Consider the following 16,001-nt stretch of genomic DNA (forward strand, 5'->3'; position numbering starts at 1 on the left):
CAAATTCCGGGACTTCTTCTATAGTATCAGGAATAACAACGTAATAAGCTGCGGATAACTGGCTGCATCCAAAAAGAATGCAAAGACTCAAGGCACGCGATCAAGGACTTACACAATGAGGAAACTGCTGTACGCTCTGGCAGCATTTACGCTGCTGTTCACCTCCTGGGCCCAGGCTGCACCGGAGCTGCGGTCGGATCATCCCGAGCGTTACACTGTCGTAAAGGGTGACACCCTCTGGGATATATCGGGGCGTTTTCTGAATAACCCGTGGTACTGGCCTGAAATCTGGCACGTGAACCCTCAGGTTGCGAATCCTCATCTGATCTACCCTGGCGATCGCCTTGCTCTGGTCTACATCGACGGCCAGCCCCGCGTGACCAAGGTGGCTTCCAGCGATGTCGTCAAGCTGTCGCCAAAGGTTCGCTCCGAGCCAATTGATACGCCGATTCCTGCCATTCCGCTGGACGCCATCAGCAGCTTCCTGACCGACACACGCATCGTGACACCCGAAGAACTGAACGGTGCACCTTACGTGCTGGAAGGTGAAGACGGCCGAATCATCACCGGCGCCGGTGATCGCATCTACGCGCGTGGCGACAAGCCCGCGGATAAAGTGGGGATCTTCCGCCGCACCAAGGAATTTATTGACCCGGAAACCGGCGAGTTTCTCGGTCTGGAGGCCCGCAGCATTGGTGCCGGCAATGTCACGGCGGAAAACGGCGATGTGCTGACTCTGCGGCTGACGAAGTCCAATCAGGAGATCCGTATTGGTGATCGTCTGCTCACCAACGTCAATCGCCCGATTTCCACCAGTTTCGTGCCCAGTGCGCCCGACCAGCAGGTTGAAGGCGTGATGATCGCCGTCGATGGCGGTGTCAGCCAGATTGGCCAGTTTGACGTGGTGACCATCAACCGGGGCGAGCGTGATGGCCTGAAGCCGGGCAACGTCATGGCTGTGCTCAAGAGCGGCAACATGGTTCGCGATCCGATCACCGGGGAAACCATCGAATTGCCGTCTGAGCGTGCCGGCCTGATGATGGTTTTCAGGTCCTATGAAAAGATGAGCTATGGCCTGGTCTTGCAGGCCACCCGCGCCCTGTCGGTGGGCGACCAGGTAACCAACCCCTGATGCACTAAGCGTCGGGTTCTGATGATGGCCGGGCCAGGAAGGTCCGGCTTTTTTCGTTTTCAAGGATGATATTGTGACCGACCTACCCGTTCCCGATGCCCGGAATCCGGGCCCCGTTCCTGATGACACTGCCCGCTGGCTGGCACTGGCGAACCTGCCCGGCCTGGGGCTGCGACGCCGGCGCAAGCTGGCCTCTGCCTATCCCCGGTTGACCGATCTGCTCTGGCTGAATCCGGCCACGCTCAGGGCCTGCGGCCTCCCGGCCGAGACCCGGGAAGCTATCCGCGCCTGGCAACAGGGTGATTCCGATCATCCGGTGGTGGCGGGCGTCCGGCAGATTCAGCGGGACTGCGAGCGCCTGGCGATCACGATCATCACCTGCGAGAACCCCGGCTTTCCCGAGGCCCTGCGCCACATTCACGATGCGCCGCTGGTCCTCTATGCCCGGGGCGACACCACCCTGCTGGACCGGGACCAGATCGGTATCATCGGCAGTCGACACGCCAGTCGCGCGGGCCTGGATCATGCCCGCAAGTTCGCCGCGGAACTCAGTGCCCGACACCTGCTGGTGACCAGTGGCCTGGCCCTCGGCGTTGACGGCGCCGCTCACGCCGGCGCCCTGGACAGCGACTTTCCGACTCTGGCTGTCATTGGCAGTGGACTCGACCGGATCTATCCGAGCCAGCATCGACGGCTCGGGCAACGGGTCATCGAGCGAGGCCTGATGGTGTCGGAGTATCCGCCGGGAACGCCGGCCAGGGCCGCCCACTTCCCCCAGCGCAACCGCATCATCAGTGGCCTCAGCCGGGGTGTTCTGGTGGTGGAAGCCGGGCTGAAAAGCGGTTCGCTGATCACCGCCCGGCTGGCGCTGGAACAGGGCCGGGAGGTTTTTGCCATTCCGGGCTCGGTGCACAGCCCGGTCTCCCGTGGCTGTCATCACCTGATCAAGCAGGGTGCGCGCCTGGTGGAGACGGTGGACGACGTTCTTGAGGAACTCGGCACCTGGTGGTCCTTCTCGGAGCCTGTCTGTCCAGGTGCATCGTCAGGTTCAGAGCCGGACGTCCGGCGCCCGGAACTCGCTGGTCTGGAGCATCGGGAAATCGCGGTATACGAGGCTTTAGGGTATGATCCGCAGTCAACAGATGCACTGAGTTCAGTGACCGGCCTGCCCGCGGACCAGCTCATGCAGGCGCTGCTGCTTCTGGAGCTGCAGGGCCTGGCGGGTTCGGCCCCGGGGGGCTTCCAGCGACTCGCCTGAACCCGGTGTGAGAGTCCACCCGACAGTAGCCCAAGACACCAACATGACAGTTCCCTCCCCCCTCAGCGACTGGCAGCTTCACTGCGCCCGCAGAACCCTTCTCGGCGGCGGCGTCATCGCCTACCCAACGGAAGCGGTCTGGGGCCTGGGCTGCGACCCCTGGGACATCCAGGCGGTTGAGCGTATTCTTGAGCTGAAGAACCGGCCCATGGAGAAGGGTATGATCCTCGTGGCCAGCTCCCTGGACCAGATCCGTTTCCTGCTCGACCCCCTGCCCATCGGCTTGCAACGCGAGGCCGAGCGGCATTGGCCGGGGCCTGTGACCTGCCTGTTGCCCGACGTGGAACAGCAGATTCCGGAGTGGGTGCGGGGACGTCACAGTGCCATCGCAGTCCGGGTCAGCAGCCATCCGGTGGTTCGTGCCCTGTGCGACGCTGCCGGTATGCCCCTGGTTTCGACATCGTGCAACCCGGCAGGGCGTCAACCAGCGCGTTATTCCTGGCAGGTGCGCCGGTACTTCGGCCAGCAGCTCGACTGGCTTGTGCCGGGGGCGTTGGGCGGGCGTCGCAACCCGAGCCGCATTATTGATATTGTCAGTGGTCAGCAGCTTCGTTAGGAGAGTTCATGTCTCAGCAACCCGACATCAAGGCCGTGAAAGACTACCTTCTGGGCCTTCAGGAGCGCATTTGCGCCCGTCTCGAAGCCCTGGAAGATGGTGCCGTCTTCGCGCGCGACGCCTGGGACCGGCCCGAGGGCGGCGGCGGTGTCAGCCGGGTCATCGCCGATGGCGCCGTATTTGAAAAGGGCGGCGTGAATTTCTCCCACGTCATGGGCGAGACCATGCCCGCATCGGCTACCGCCCATCGGCCCCACCTGGCGGGTGCACCCTGGCAGGCTATGGGCGTGTCGTTGGTGATGCATCCCAACAATCCGTACGTGCCCACCTCCCACGCCAACGTCCGTTTCTTCATCGCCACCCCCAAAGACGCCGAGCCGGTGTACTGGTTTGGCGGAGGTTACGACCTGACCCCCTACTATGGCTTCGAGGAAGACTGTGTGCACTGGCACCGAACTGCCAAAGCCGCCTGCGATCCGTTTGGCGACGGTCTCTACGACCACTTCAAGCACTGGTGTGACGATTACTTCTATCTGAAACACCGGGACGAGCCGCGCGGCGTTGGCGGGCTGTTTTTCGATGATCACAACACCGGTGATTTCGATCAGGATTTTGGTCTGATGCAATCGGTGGGCAACAGCTATATTGATGCCTATGAGCCGATCGTCCGGCGGCGTCGGTCGCACCCCTTTGGCGACCGTGAGCGGGATTTCCAGCTCTATCGGCGCGGTCGTTATGTCGAGTTCAACCTGGTGTACGACCGTGGCACGCTGTTCGGGCTGCAATCCGGCGGACGGACCGAGTCCATCCTGATGTCGCTGCCGCCCCTGGTGCGCTGGGATTACAGCCGCGTGCCGGAACCTGGCACCGAGGAAGCCCGACTGACCGAGTTCTTCCTGACTGGACGAGACTGGCTGGAGACGCAGAATGCACAATGACCTGTACGCCGTGGTTGGCAACCCGATCAGTCACAGCAAATCGCCGAGAATCCACAGCCTGTTTGCCAGCCAAACCGGTGAGGCGGTGGAATACACGGCGCTCCAGGCGCCGCTGGCGGATTTTGCCGGCTCCGTCCACGACTTCTTCGCCCGAGGGGGCAAAGGCCTGAACGTCACCATCCCCTTCAAGGAAGAGGCCTGGCGGCTGGCGGATTGCCGAACGGAACGGGCGGAGAAGGCCGGGGCGGCCAATACCCTGTATCGGGACGAGAGCGGCAAGCTGACAGCCGACAATACCGATGGCCAGGGTCTGGTGCAGGATTTGACCCGGAACCACGGTGTCACTCTGGCGAAGGCACGCATCCTCCTGTTGGGCGCTGGCGGTGCAGTGCGAGGTGTGATCGGCCCGCTGCTGGCCCAGCATCCGGCGTCGCTGACCATCGCCAACCGTACGGTTGCCCGTGCGGAAGGGCTGGTGCAACTGTTTACGCCAGACGCCCACGGAACCGAGTTGAGCGCCTGTGGTTTCGATCAGCCCGACGAGCCCTACGACCTCGTCATCAACGGCACCAGTGCCAGCCTGCAGGGCGATCTGCCGCCGCTTTCGGCAAATGTGATCGGCGCCGACACCGTGATCTACGACATGATGTACTCTCTGCAGACAACGACCTTCAACCAGTGGGCGCTGGACCAGGGCGCCCGCCACGTGTTCGACGGCCTGGGCATGCTTGTGGAGCAGGCAGCGGAGTCCTTCCGGGTATGGCGGGGAGTCCGTCCAGATACCGTACCGGTCATTGAAGAATTGCGTAACGACTGAGCCGGTGGCCGGGGTTTGGGCTATGCTCAGGGTCAAATTTACTAAGGGTTTTCCATGGATATTCTTACCCTCGTCGGGCTTGTCGCAGGTGTTCTGATTGTGGGCATGGCCATGCTGGCCAATGCCTCGCTGCTGACTTTCCTGAACCTGCCCGGCCTTGCCATCGTTCTGGGCGGCACCTTTGCCGTGACCCTGATCAAGTTCCGCATGCCCTCGGTCATGAGCGCCTTCCGGCTGGCCTTCAGCGCCGCATTCATCGATCGGGTTGACCGTCCGACGGAGTTGATCCGGGAGGTTGGCGCGCTCGCCATGGTGGTGCGCAAGGAGGGTATCCTGGGCCTGGAAAACCACGAGACCGACAACGGCTTCCTCCGCAAGGCCATCAACCTGTGTGTCGATGGCCATCCCCCGGAACTGGTGGAAGAAGCCCTGGCCCAGGAAGCCCGCCAGTCCGTTGAGCGTTACGAAGTGGCCGAGCGGGTCTTCCGGGGTATTGGCGAATCGGCGCCGGCCATCGGCATGCTGGGCACCCTGGTGGGGCTGGTCCAGATGCTGAACACCCTGGACGACCCTTCCTCCATCGGTCCGGCCATGGCCATTGCCCTGTTGACCACTCTCTACGGCGCGTTCCTTGCCCAGTTGATCGCCCTGCCCCTGGCGGACAAGCTGCAGCTCAAGGCGGAAGATGAAACCCGCAATCAGATGCTGATCATCACCTCGATCAAGAACATCATGCGCGGCGAGAATCCCCGGGTCATGACCGAGTTGTTATCGTCCTTCGTCCACCCGGATCAGCGTACTGGCCTGGTGCCGGAGCGGGAGGCCTGAGGCCTTGGGAGTTGTTCAGCACAAAAACCGCACCCGCCTGAAGACCTCGACGCCGGCCTGGATCGTCACCTTTGCCGATCTGGCGACGCTGCTGCTGACCTTCTTCATCCTGTTGCTGTCGTTTGCTGAAATGGACGTGGACAAGTACCGCGCCATGGCAAACTCCATGGCCGTGGCCCTGGGATCCAGCAACGTCGTGGGTCAGGATGTCGGGGGCTCTCCGATCACCCTGATCCAATCGGACACTGTGTCGCTGCCCGAACCTGCCGAGAGGCAGGCCCGGCAACCGGAGTTCATCGACGAACGCGACGACTCGGTGGAAGAGACCAGGATACCCGGTGGTGTTATCGACTTGGCCAGTCGTCTGATCCGCGAGCTGGAATCGGAGGTGGCCTCGGAAGCGTTGAGCGTGAACTACGACGACCAGCAGGTGGTTATCCGGTTTTCCGAGGAGGCGACCTTCCGTTCGGGCGAGGCCGATATCAAGCCGGAGATGATTCCGATCATCGAACGGGTGGTGAATGTGCTGGCCGAATGCACGGGCAATGTCTTTGTGTCCGGCTATACCGACGACCGGCCCATTTCCAGCAGTCGGTTCCGGTCCAATTGGGATCTGTCGGCGGCCCGGGCCGTCTCGGTGGTGCATGAGCTGGTGCTGAACCGTCAGGTGCCGGCGAAACGGGTGGTGGCAGCCGGCCGGGCCGAAACCAACGCACTGGTGCCCAACAATTCCCCGGAAAACCGGGCCCTGAACCGCAGGGTGGAGATTGCCATCCGCGACCCCGAGTGCCAGGAATCGGCAGCGACAGGCGAGCTACCGGTGGAAATTCTGCCCTAGTGATTGGCCCTAGTGATTGTGGGTGCCGGCCGTCACTGATCCAGCCAGTTCTGGAACCACTGTTCACGCAGCTCGAGGGTTTTCGAATACCAGTGGTGGTCCCGGAAGATCGCATTGTCCATGTGCGCCGGGGCGGTCGGCATGTGGGGCTGCATGGACACGCCCATATCGGTGTGCAGCCCGATTCGTTTCTGGGCGGATTTCCGGGTCGGCCCATAGCTGATCAGGTTTGCCTGTGCGGCCATTCGCTCGGTTTGGGTGGCAAAGCCGATAAAAGCCCGGGCCTGCTCGGCCTGACCGGTCCCCCGGGGAATGGCCCAACTGTTGAAGCCGATCAACTGTCCATCCCAGATCACGGAAATGGGCAGGCCCTCCATCACCCTGGCGTGGAAAAACCGGCCGTTGTAGCCCGTTGCCATGGTTGCTTGGCCACTGGCCAGCAGCGCCGCCGGCTCCTCGCCACTTCGCCACCAGAGGATGGAGTCCCGGATACTGTCCAGACGTCGGGATGCGAGTTCCAGCCCCCGGTGAGTGCTCAGCAGGTCGTAGAGTTGCTCCCGGGGCACGGACAGCGATAGCAGCGCCCACTCAAAGAGCCCCACCGGTGATCGGCGCAGGGCCCGTTTTCCCGGAAAGGCCTTCAGGTCGAAGAAGTCCTCGACGCTGTCCGGTTTTTCCCCGGGAAAGGCCCGGTCGTTGTAGGCAATGACCGTTGAAAATACGATCTGGGTGATGAAGCAGGGCTGGATCGCCCCCTCCATAAAATCCTCCTGCGGCGGCGCGCCATCGGGCGCAGGCGCTATGATTCCGGGGTCGATCGGCTCCAGCAGGCCACGGTCACAGGCCACGCTGGCGTCGGACTGGATCATGTCGATCACATCCCACTGCACGTCTCCAGCCGCCAGATGGTTTTCCAGATCCTTGACGCCGCCGTCGTAAGGCACTGTCCTGATCGCAATACCGGTCGCCGCGGTGAAGGGCTCGAAATAGGCCCGCCTCTGACTCTCCTCATAGGCCCCGCCCCAGGTCGCCACGGTGAGTACCTCGGCTTCCTGCTCCCCGGTCGGGTTGGATCCGGCAAACCCCGGACTCAGCAGCCACGCTGCCAGTACCAGATACACTCGCCCCTCAGGCCGCTTCATTTTCCTCCTCCCGCAGCTCGTGGACGATCTCCAGGTAGGCACGGATCACCGCTTCCTCGGGCACCACCCCCAGCAGTTTTCCATCCTCGGAGACCAGCGGCACCGCCTCGCCCAGAAAGCCCCGTAACAGTTCCATGGACTGCCAGACCGAGGTGTGCTCGTCGAACAGGGTATACGCCCTGATTGCCAGCTGATCAATGGGGGTTCCCTCGGGGCTGTCGAGAATGCCCTGTAACCGCACGATGCCCCGAAGAACGCCTTTTTCGTCGACGATCATTGCCTCGGCGCGGTGCTCGTCAACCAGCCGCTTACGCACGGCCTCGACGGTGTGGCTGCCGCGGGCGGTGGTATAGATGGTGGACAGGTAATCCCGGATCAGGCGGGATCCCAGAATGGCCTTGTCCCGTCCCAGGGATAGATCGAACCCCCGGTCGCGGAGGTCAAGGTCAAACAGGGACCGGCCGATTGCCCGGTAGGAAATGACATTGGCGAAGACTACCGACACCATGGCGGCAATGGTCAGATCGTAGTTACGGGTCAGCTCAAAAACAATCAGGATGGTGGTCAGTGGGGCGCCAATGACTGAGCTGGCCAGCGCCATCATTCCGCAGATAGCGTAGACCACCAGGCCGGAGTAAGGCACAGGTACCAGGTGCGGCAGGACCATACCGTACAGGGCGCCGAAAAGGATGCCGATCAACAGGGCGGGACTGAAAACACCCCCGACAAAGCCGAACCCGACGCAGAGCGCTGTCAGGGCAAGCTTGGCGGTCACGATAAGAGCCAGCTCACCGATTCCGAAGGCGTCCCGGATGGTGGCAAAGCGCAGGGTTTCCTGTCCGATCCCGAGGATCTCCGGTAACCACAACGCCACGATACCCACCACCAGTCCGGCGACCGCCGGTCGCGCCCAGGGCAGTGCTATGCAGCGCCGGCCGGCGTGGGTACTGTATTTCAGCAGCACCACGAATAACCACGCAAGACCGGCGCACAGTATGCCTTCCAGCGCAAACAGCAGGAATTCGTAACTGTGTTCAACACGGGTGAAATCCACCAGGAACAGGACCGGGCGGTCGAAAATCACGTTGGCGATGATGTAGCCGGTGGCCGCTGCCACCGTAACCGGGGCAAAGGCCCGCAACGAGTAGTGCCGCAGGATGACCTCGTGGGCAAAGACCAGTCCGGCGATCGGGGCGTTGAACGCGGTGGAGATCGCCGCCGCCACGCCACAGGCGATGGCAATCGACCGTTGGTGCCTGAGATTGAGGCGCAAGCGGCCGGCGAGATTGCCGAACAGGGCGCCCAGGTAGACCAGCGGCCCGTACTGGCCGACCGACGCCCCGCTGCCCAGGGAGATCAGTGCCGCCAGTGTGGAGGCGAGGCCGCTGCCCAGGCCCGGCGTGGGCCCGGGGGTCTGGGCCGCGAGGATGGCGTCGGGCGGCGCAAGGCCGCGCCTTTCCCGAATCAGAAACTGCACCACCAGACCGACCAGAAGCCCGCCCAGGGCCGGCACCAGCAGCGTTGCGGCCGCCACCAGTCCGGGTTGGTTGTCGGCCTGCACCCGGGCGTAGGGTGAAATCAGCAGACGATCATTGAGATAGTGGACCGCCTCGACAAAGCCGATGGCCGCAAGCGAGCCAGCCGTACCCACGGCAATGGCCATCACTGTCACCACACCGATCTGGTACGCCATCTGTTGAACGCCGACCCTGTTCATACAGCAAGTAAAGTCCGGTTTCGCGATACCCTCAACGGTTTGCCCGAAACCTGTGCCCCCGCCTTTCCCCCTGACCCAGGTACTGGTGCCGTTTTTGGACGGCTCGATGTCGTATTGGAATCACTTCGGGTGCCGAATCAGAGCCACATTGAAATGAAGTTCGGCGCGCTCGGTCAGGGTGCGCGGGTTGGGATTGAGGACGGGCTTGAGGAAAGGGGAGAGACTGATGGCACAATTACCCAAACGCGCGAAAGTGGTGATCATTGGCCAGGGCGGTATTGTCGGCTCCTCGGTAGCCCACCACCTCATTGAACAGGGTTGGGAGGACATCGTTGGGCTGGAGAAGTCGGCCATTCCCACCGACATCGGCTCGACGTCACACGCTTCGGATTTCTGCTTCACCACCTCCCACGACAAGCTGAACATCTACACCACGAAATACAGCCAGGCCTTCTACGAGCAACGCGGCAACTATGTGAAATGCGGTGGCATGGAGGTGGCGCGGGTGGATGACGACGAACGGATGGACGAGTTGCGCCGCAAGGTCGGCTCGGGTAAGGCCTTTGGCACCAACGTCAGTCTGATCTCCCCCAGCCAGGCCAAGGAACTGTTTCCGCTGCTGGAGGAAAGCCAGATCCAGGGCGCCATGTGGGATCCGGATGCCGGCCTGGTGGTGCCGCGCTCCCAGAAAGTGGCCGGCGACCTGGTGGAAGAGGCGGTGGCAACCGGCAAGCTGCAGGCCTTTCCCTACACACCGGCCACACGCATCGACGTGCAGGATGGCCGGGTGCGCGGTGTCGAGACCGACAAGGGCTACATCGAAACCGAGTATGTAGTACTTGCCATGGGGATCTGGGGACCGCTGATGGCCTACACCGCGAAGGCGGCACTGCCGCTGATGCCGCTGGAGCACCCGCTGTTGTTCTTCGGCCCCTACGAGGCGTTGACCGGCACCGGCAAGCAGATTGTCTATCCCCTGTTCCGTGACCAGGGCAATTCCGCTTACGTCCGCGACACCGGTGACCCGACCACCACCGAGGGTGGCCGCATCGAATGGGGATACTACGAGGCCGAGAACCCCAGGCTGGTCTACCCCGGCGCCATTGCCGAACCTGGTGAAGCCCGGATGTCCCCTTCCATGCGGGACCTGTCACTGGATCAGGTCATGGATGCCTACGAGAAAGCCATCGAAATGACGCCGATTCTTGGAGAACTGGGCTGGGAAGAGAAACACTCGTTCAATGGCCTGCTGTCGGTGACGCCCGATGGCGGCTCGCTGATGGGGGAGTCGCCGGAGGTGCGAAACCTGTGGTTCTGCGAAGCGGTCTGGGTCAAGGACGGTCCGGGGGCCGGCAAACTGCTGGCGGACTGGATGACCACCGGTATGCCGGAGATGGACCCGCACAGTGTCGACATTGCCCGGCATTACCCGTTACAGAAAACCCCTGCTTACGTTTACAGCCGCTGCTACGAAACCGCCAAGAAGATATACACGCCGGCGGTTCATCCGCGCGAACCCTATCTGACCGGCCGGAAGATGCGCACCGGTCCGTTCTATCCCAGGGAGGTGGAACTCGGAGGCTACTTCATGGAGGCGGCGGGTTGGGAGCGCGCACACGGCTACGCTGCCAACGAGGCAACGCTTCTGAACAAGTTCCGCGACCAGGTTCCAGTGCGGGAGAACGAGTGGGATGCGCGGCATTTCTGGGATGTGTCGAACGCCGAACAGCTGGAGATGAGCGAATCGGTGGGCATGGTCAACCTGTCCCATTTTGCCATCTTCGACGTGTCCGGTGCAGATGCCGAAGCGTTGCTGGAATTCCTGTCCGTGGCCAAGGTGGGCGGCAATACCCCCCATGGCAAGGGTGTGTACACGCACTTCCTGGATGCCCGGGGCGGCGTTCGGTCCGACCTGACCATCATCCGGCGGAGCGACGACGACTACCGGGTGGTCTGCGGCGGCGATACCGGGTATCGGGACTACTGCTGGATGACGCGGATGGCCAGGAAACACGGCTTTGACAATGTCCGCATCGACGACCGTACCGATGACCTGGCCACCCTTGGCCTTTGGGGGCCCAAAGCCCGGGCGACGCTCGCCGCATTGGTCAGTAACCCGGACGAGCTGTCCCATGAGCGCTTCCCTTTTGCCACCGCCCGGGAGCTGGAAGTCCAGGGGGTGCCGGTCTGGGCGTTCCGGATATCCTACGTCGGGGAGCTGGGCTGGGAACTTTATTTCCCGTTCAGTTATGGCCTGAGGATCTGGGACCTGCTGTACGACGCGGGCGCGACCCCGGTGGGGATCGAAACCTACGCCAACTCCCGTCGGCTGGAGAAGAGTCTGCGCCTGCAGAACGTCGACCTGGAAGTGGAGTACAACCTCTATGAGGCCGGGCTGGCCCGGCCCAAGGTCAAGGATGCGGATTTCCTCGGCAAGGAGGCCTACGTACAGCAGCGTAAACTGTCCCGGCAAGTGGCCTATCTCTGCACCATGACCATGACCGAACATCGCGACTCGGCGGGGGTATTGCGTTATCCGGTGGGCCAGTGGCCCATTCTGGATCCGCAGACCGGTGAGGTGCTGGTGGACCAGTGTGGCCGGCGCTCCTACAGCACCAGCATTGTCTGGGGACCGTCGCTGGGCAAGAACATCCTGCTGGGTTATTTGCCCGACGAATACGCCCAGGAAGGTCGGGAATTGACGCTGGAATACTTCCAGGAACAGTATCCAATTCGGGTGGAGGCGGTGGGGTATCGTGCCCTGCTTGATCCGGACAATGAGCGGGTGCAAGCCTGATCCGGGAACGTCGTGGTAACGGAACCTTATCAACGTTGCCTGATCAAAAAATGGAAACTATTGTTAGGGGGCAAGCGGTCCCGTTCGCATGACCGGCCCAGGCCGCAACCAGGCCCTCCAACCTATGGAGGAGGTACCGTGCCCACGAACGAAGGTTCTCGTGTCTCCCAGACGCCCTATCGGGTGGGCTTTCTGCTGATCGACAACTTCACGTTGATCGCGCTGGCCACGGCCGTCGAACCCCTGCGCGTGGCAAACACCCTCTCCGGCACCGAACTCTATTCCTGGACGCTGCTGACCGCCGATGGCGGTATGGTGCGTGCCAGCGACGGCATGGTCGTGATGCCCGATGCCGGGATTCGGGACGATGACCAGTTTGATCTGGTTATCGTCGTGGCCGGCGTGGACGTCATCCACAGTTTTTCTCCGGTCCAGGTGCGCTGGCTGCGACAGCAGGCGCGCCGTCATGTCCTGCTGGCGGCGGTTTGCACCGGGGCCTATGTCCTGGCCAGTGCCGGGCTGCTCGATGGCTACGCCTGCAGCGCGCACTGGGAATGCCTGGAGGCTATACAGGAACGCTTTCCCCGGGTCCAAACCAACAACCGGCTGTTTACCGTCCAAGAGGAGCGAATGACCTGCACCGGCGGCACCGTCCCAATGCACATGATGCTCAGTTTTCTCGCACGCCGCCACGGCCGTGAACTCAGCAACGCGGTATCGCACATGTTCGTTTGTGACCGGTTGCGCGAGGAATCCGAGCGGCAGCCGGTGCCGGTGCTGCCGAGGCTCGCCAGCTCGCAACCCCGGCTTGCGGAAGTCGCGCAACTGATGGAGGCCAACATCGAGGAGCCGCTGGACCTCGGGGAACTGGCGGCACTGGCCGGCACCTCCCGGCGTCAGCTTGAGCGGCTCTTTCTGAAACACCTGGGTTGCACGCCCTCGCGGTATTATCTGCGGGTGCGACTCGAACGGGCCCGTCGACTCCTGAAACAGACATCCTTTTCAATCGTCGAAATCGCCTCCATGTGTGGGTTTGTCTCGGCCACCCATTTCAGCCGCTGCTATCGCAAAACCATGGGGCGGGCACCCCGGCAGGAGCGGACGGTCGTCTGGCCGCCGGGCACAGCTACCGATGGTCATACCGACGCCAGTCCGGCCCCGGCGTCCTCCTCGCGGGAGGCGCTACGGCGTGCCAGTACCGAACCCAACTACGGTATGCTTACCAAGAACGCCGGCTCACGTTAGCCCGACCACCAGGCCATTCTCATCCAGCCCGATATCCAGGGCAGCGGGCCGGCGAGGCAGTCCCGGCATGGTCATGATGTCACCGCACACCACTACCACGAACCCGGCGCCGGCTGCCAGTCGCACCTCCCGGACCGGCAGGGTGTGACCGGACGGTGCCCCCAGCAAGGCTGGATCGGCGGAAAAACTGTACTGGGTCTTGGCAATACAGACCGGCAGGTGGCCGTAGCCCATGGCTTCATACTCCCGCAGCTGGCGCTTGGCCGCTGCGGTGTATTCGACCCGGTCGGCATGATAGATACGCTCGGCAATGGTCTCGATCTTGTCAGCCAGAGGCAGGCTGTCCTCATACAGAAGCCGGACCCCGGGTTCGTCGGCACTGAGCTGGTCGAGCACCGCCTGCGCCAGCTCCGTGGCACCATCGCCGCCGGAGGCCCAGTGGTCCCCGGACACGGCGCGCACGCCCAGGTGCTGGCAGATGGTCTTGATGAGTGTGGTTTCCTCCTCGGTATCCCCGGGGAACCGGTTGATGCAGACGACCGGGGTCAGACCGAACAGCTGCAGGTTCCGGATGTGCCGCTCCAGATTGACGGAGCCGGCGCGCAGCGCAGCCAGATCCGGCGCTGACAGTCGGCTGCGGCTGGCACCACCTTGCATCTTCAGGGCCCGGATGGTGCACACGAGGACCGCGGCGTCGGGCCGCAGGCCCGAATGCCGGCATTTGATGTCGATGAATTTTTCGGCGCCCAGGTCCGCCCCGAACCCCGCCTCGGTCACCACGACGTCGTTTAGCGCCAGCGCTGCCCGGGTGGCAGTGACCGAGTTGCAGCCATGGGCAATGTTGGCAAAGGGCCCGCCGTGGATAAACACCGGGTTGTGCTCCAGGCTCTGGACCAGGTTCGGTTGCAGGGCATCCTTCAAGAGTACCGAAAGCGCCCCCTCCATGCCGAGGTCACCGACCGTGACCGGGCTGTCATCGGCGCGCCGACCGATAATCATATTGCTCAGTCGCTGGCGCAAATCCGCGCGCCCTTCGGCCAGACAGAGAATGGCCATGATCTCGGAGGATACGGTGATGTCGAACCCGGTTTCCCGGGGCACGCCGTGGGCTTTACCGCCGAGTCCACAGACCAGGTTCCGGAGCGAGCGGTCGGTCAGGTCCAGGACCCGGCGCCAGCTGACCAGTCGTGGGTCCAGCCTTGCTTCGTTGCCCCAGTGGATATGGTTGTCGATCAGCGAGGCCAGCAGGTTATGGGCGGTAGTGATGGCGTGGAAGTCGCCATTGAAATGCAGGTTGATATCCTCCATGGGAATGACCTGGGCCCAGCCACCGCCGGCTGCACCGCCCTTCATGCCAAAGCAGGGCCCCAGAGAGGGTTCGCGCAGGCACACCGACGAGCTCAGGCCGAGACGGTTCAAACCGTCGTTGAGGCCGACGCTGGTGGTCGTCTTGCCCTCGCCTGCCGGGGTAGGGGTCATCGCGGTGACCAGGACCAGCTTGCCGCGGGGCGCCTTGTCGGAGGTGTCGACATAGGCCATATCCAGCTTGGCCTTGTAGTGGCCAAAAGGCACTAAACTCTCCGCCGGCAGCCCAAAACGCTGTTGTGCCAACAGCAGGATCGACAGGGGCTGAACCGACCGGGCAATTTCGATGTCCGGGGGCGGTGTCAGCGGGCGGGTGTCCAGCACCGGGGTTTCGGAGGTTTGCTCACTGTACCGGGAAGCCATTGGCCTGTCTCCTCGGGTCCTCAAGGGGCCGTCTGTGTTCTTGAATCCACTGCGCCGACTGGCGCAGCCCCCCGAAGGGAAACAGGTGTATCCCTTTGAGCAGGGTCTCGGGGTTGTCCAGACAATACCGAACCAGGGATTGCACCATCTCGTCCGGGCTCCAGGCCCGGAGCAGCCTGGCGCTGCCCGGACGCCGCAGCAGCATGCGACTCGAGGCGCCAACGCCGCATTGGGCGGCATAGCTCAGCAGGGTCTTCATGCGTGTCGGGCCCGCCAGGCCAATGTAGACCGGGACCTGTTCCAGCAATGCGCCCAGGCCCTGCAGCCAGTCGATGACGATCTGGGCATCGAAGGTAAACTGGGTGACCACCCACAGGTGGGTGCCGGTGGTTCGGGCGTATTCCTGCTTGATGCGCAGGGCCCGGGTCAGTGCCGCCCGGTCTGCCCGCGGATGGCCCTCAGGGTGGGCAGCCACCCCAAGGCCATGGAAACGGAACCGGGACAGTACGTGGGATTCGAGCACCGCCAGGGTGTCCGGAAAGGGGCCGGCAACGGAATCCCGATCGCCGGCAATGAGCAGCAAGCGGTCGACGCCGCTTTCCTGCAACTGCGCCAACCAGTCGTCGAGTTGCCCCTGGCTTTCCATCATCCGGGCCGGCAGGTGGGGCACGGCCTGCATACCTTGCTCGAGCAGACGTCGACAGGCCGCGAGGGTGTCATCAAACTGCCCGCCCGGGAGAAAGGGCACGTACACCGGGGTCCCGGCCGGCAACAGCTGGGGCAGGTCCTCGGCCGCAAAAATCTGCCGTGGTGTTGCTTCAATCGACGCGGAGCGCACCAGGCCCTGAAGGCACTCGTCGGCATCAGCGCCGCGGTCTCTCGAGGCCCTTCCGGCCTCGGATTGGTTTGCCAGAGTCATAACGCATCATCCTGTGGTAACCGGCA

The 16,001-nt window shown here is 63.0% G+C and carries 13 protein-coding genes; 9 read left to right on the forward strand and 4 right to left on the reverse strand.

Annotated elements, in window-relative coordinates; translation table 11 throughout:
- Positions 1-115 precede the first annotated feature (115 nt).
- From QQF73_RS12025 to QQF73_RS12055, 7 genes are all read left to right on the forward strand, one after another.
- On the forward strand, positions 116-1,132 hold the full coding sequence (locus QQF73_RS12025) for a LysM peptidoglycan-binding domain-containing protein (protein WP_219867494.1): 1,017 nt from the start codon (positions 116-118) through the stop codon (positions 1,130-1,132).
- A gap of 73 nt (positions 1,133-1,205) precedes the next feature.
- Positions 1,206-2,390, forward strand: coding sequence for a DNA-processing protein DprA (gene dprA, locus QQF73_RS12030; RefSeq protein WP_219867495.1), 1,185 nt, complete (start codon positions 1,206-1,208; stop codon positions 2,388-2,390).
- 43 nt (positions 2,391-2,433) lie between these two features.
- The gene (gene tsaC, locus QQF73_RS12035; RefSeq protein WP_285368348.1) at positions 2,434-3,006 is read left to right on the forward strand and encodes an L-threonylcarbamoyladenylate synthase type 1 TsaC; all 573 of its coding nucleotides are present in this window, start codon (positions 2,434-2,436) and stop codon (positions 3,004-3,006) included.
- A gap of 8 nt (positions 3,007-3,014) precedes the next feature.
- A complete protein-coding gene (gene hemF, locus QQF73_RS12040; protein ID WP_285368349.1) occupies positions 3,015-3,944 on the forward strand; it encodes an oxygen-dependent coproporphyrinogen oxidase in 930 nt (309 codons plus the stop codon).
- Positions 3,934-4,761, forward strand: a complete 828-nt coding sequence (gene aroE / locus QQF73_RS12045; protein WP_285368350.1) for a shikimate dehydrogenase — start codon at positions 3,934-3,936, stop codon at positions 4,759-4,761. Before hemF ends, aroE begins: the two co-directional genes overlap by 11 nt.
- 54 nt (positions 4,762-4,815) lie before the next feature.
- Positions 4,816-5,589, forward strand: coding sequence for a motility protein A (locus QQF73_RS12050; RefSeq protein WP_285368351.1), 774 nt, complete (start codon positions 4,816-4,818; stop codon positions 5,587-5,589).
- 4 nt (positions 5,590-5,593) lie between these two features.
- Positions 5,594-6,427 carry a flagellar motor protein MotB gene (locus QQF73_RS12055; protein ID WP_285368352.1) on the forward strand — a complete coding sequence of 278 codons (834 nt, stop codon included), beginning with the start codon at positions 5,594-5,596 and terminating at the stop codon, positions 6,425-6,427.
- A 32-nt stretch (positions 6,428-6,459) separates the two neighbouring features.
- On the opposite strand, the gene QQF73_RS12060 is transcribed toward QQF73_RS12055, so the two are convergent.
- Positions 6,460-7,569 (reverse strand): ABC transporter substrate-binding protein, encoded by a 1,110-nt coding sequence (locus QQF73_RS12060; RefSeq protein WP_285368353.1) that lies wholly within the window; start codon positions 7,567-7,569, stop codon positions 6,460-6,462.
- Positions 7,556-9,262 carry a chloride channel protein gene (locus QQF73_RS12065; RefSeq protein ID WP_285368354.1) on the reverse strand — a complete coding sequence of 569 codons (1,707 nt, stop codon included), beginning with the start codon at positions 9,260-9,262 and terminating at the stop codon, positions 7,556-7,558. Before QQF73_RS12065 ends, QQF73_RS12060 begins: the two co-directional genes overlap by 14 nt.
- A gap of 250 nt (positions 9,263-9,512) precedes the next feature.
- Here QQF73_RS12065 and QQF73_RS12070 point away from each other — a divergent pair, with 250 nt between their 5' ends.
- Positions 9,513-12,083 (forward strand): GcvT family protein, encoded by a 2,571-nt coding sequence (locus QQF73_RS12070; RefSeq protein WP_285368355.1) that lies wholly within the window; start codon positions 9,513-9,515, stop codon positions 12,081-12,083.
- Between the two features lie 138 nt (positions 12,084-12,221).
- Positions 12,222-13,328 carry a choline metabolism transcriptional regulator GbdR gene (gene gbdR, locus QQF73_RS12075; RefSeq protein ID WP_285368356.1) on the forward strand — a complete coding sequence of 369 codons (1,107 nt, stop codon included), beginning with the start codon at positions 12,222-12,224 and terminating at the stop codon, positions 13,326-13,328.
- On the opposite strand, the gene QQF73_RS12080 is transcribed toward gbdR, so the two are convergent.
- Together QQF73_RS12080 and QQF73_RS12085 are read right to left on the reverse strand one after the other, a co-directional pair.
- Positions 13,320-15,056 carry a formate--tetrahydrofolate ligase gene (locus QQF73_RS12080; protein WP_285368358.1) on the reverse strand — a complete coding sequence of 579 codons (1,737 nt, stop codon included), beginning with the start codon at positions 15,054-15,056 and terminating at the stop codon, positions 13,320-13,322. The two genes, gbdR and QQF73_RS12080, sit on opposite strands and share 9 nt — an antisense overlap.
- Positions 15,037-15,975, reverse strand: coding sequence for a methylenetetrahydrofolate reductase (locus QQF73_RS12085; protein WP_285368359.1), 939 nt, complete (start codon positions 15,973-15,975; stop codon positions 15,037-15,039). Before QQF73_RS12085 ends, QQF73_RS12080 begins: the two co-directional genes overlap by 20 nt.
- Positions 15,976-16,001: the final 26 nt, after the last annotated feature.

This window comes from Marinobacter albus (assembly GCF_030238305.1).
GTDB classification, from domain to species: domain Bacteria; phylum Pseudomonadota; class Gammaproteobacteria; order Pseudomonadales; family Oleiphilaceae; genus Marinobacter; species Marinobacter albus.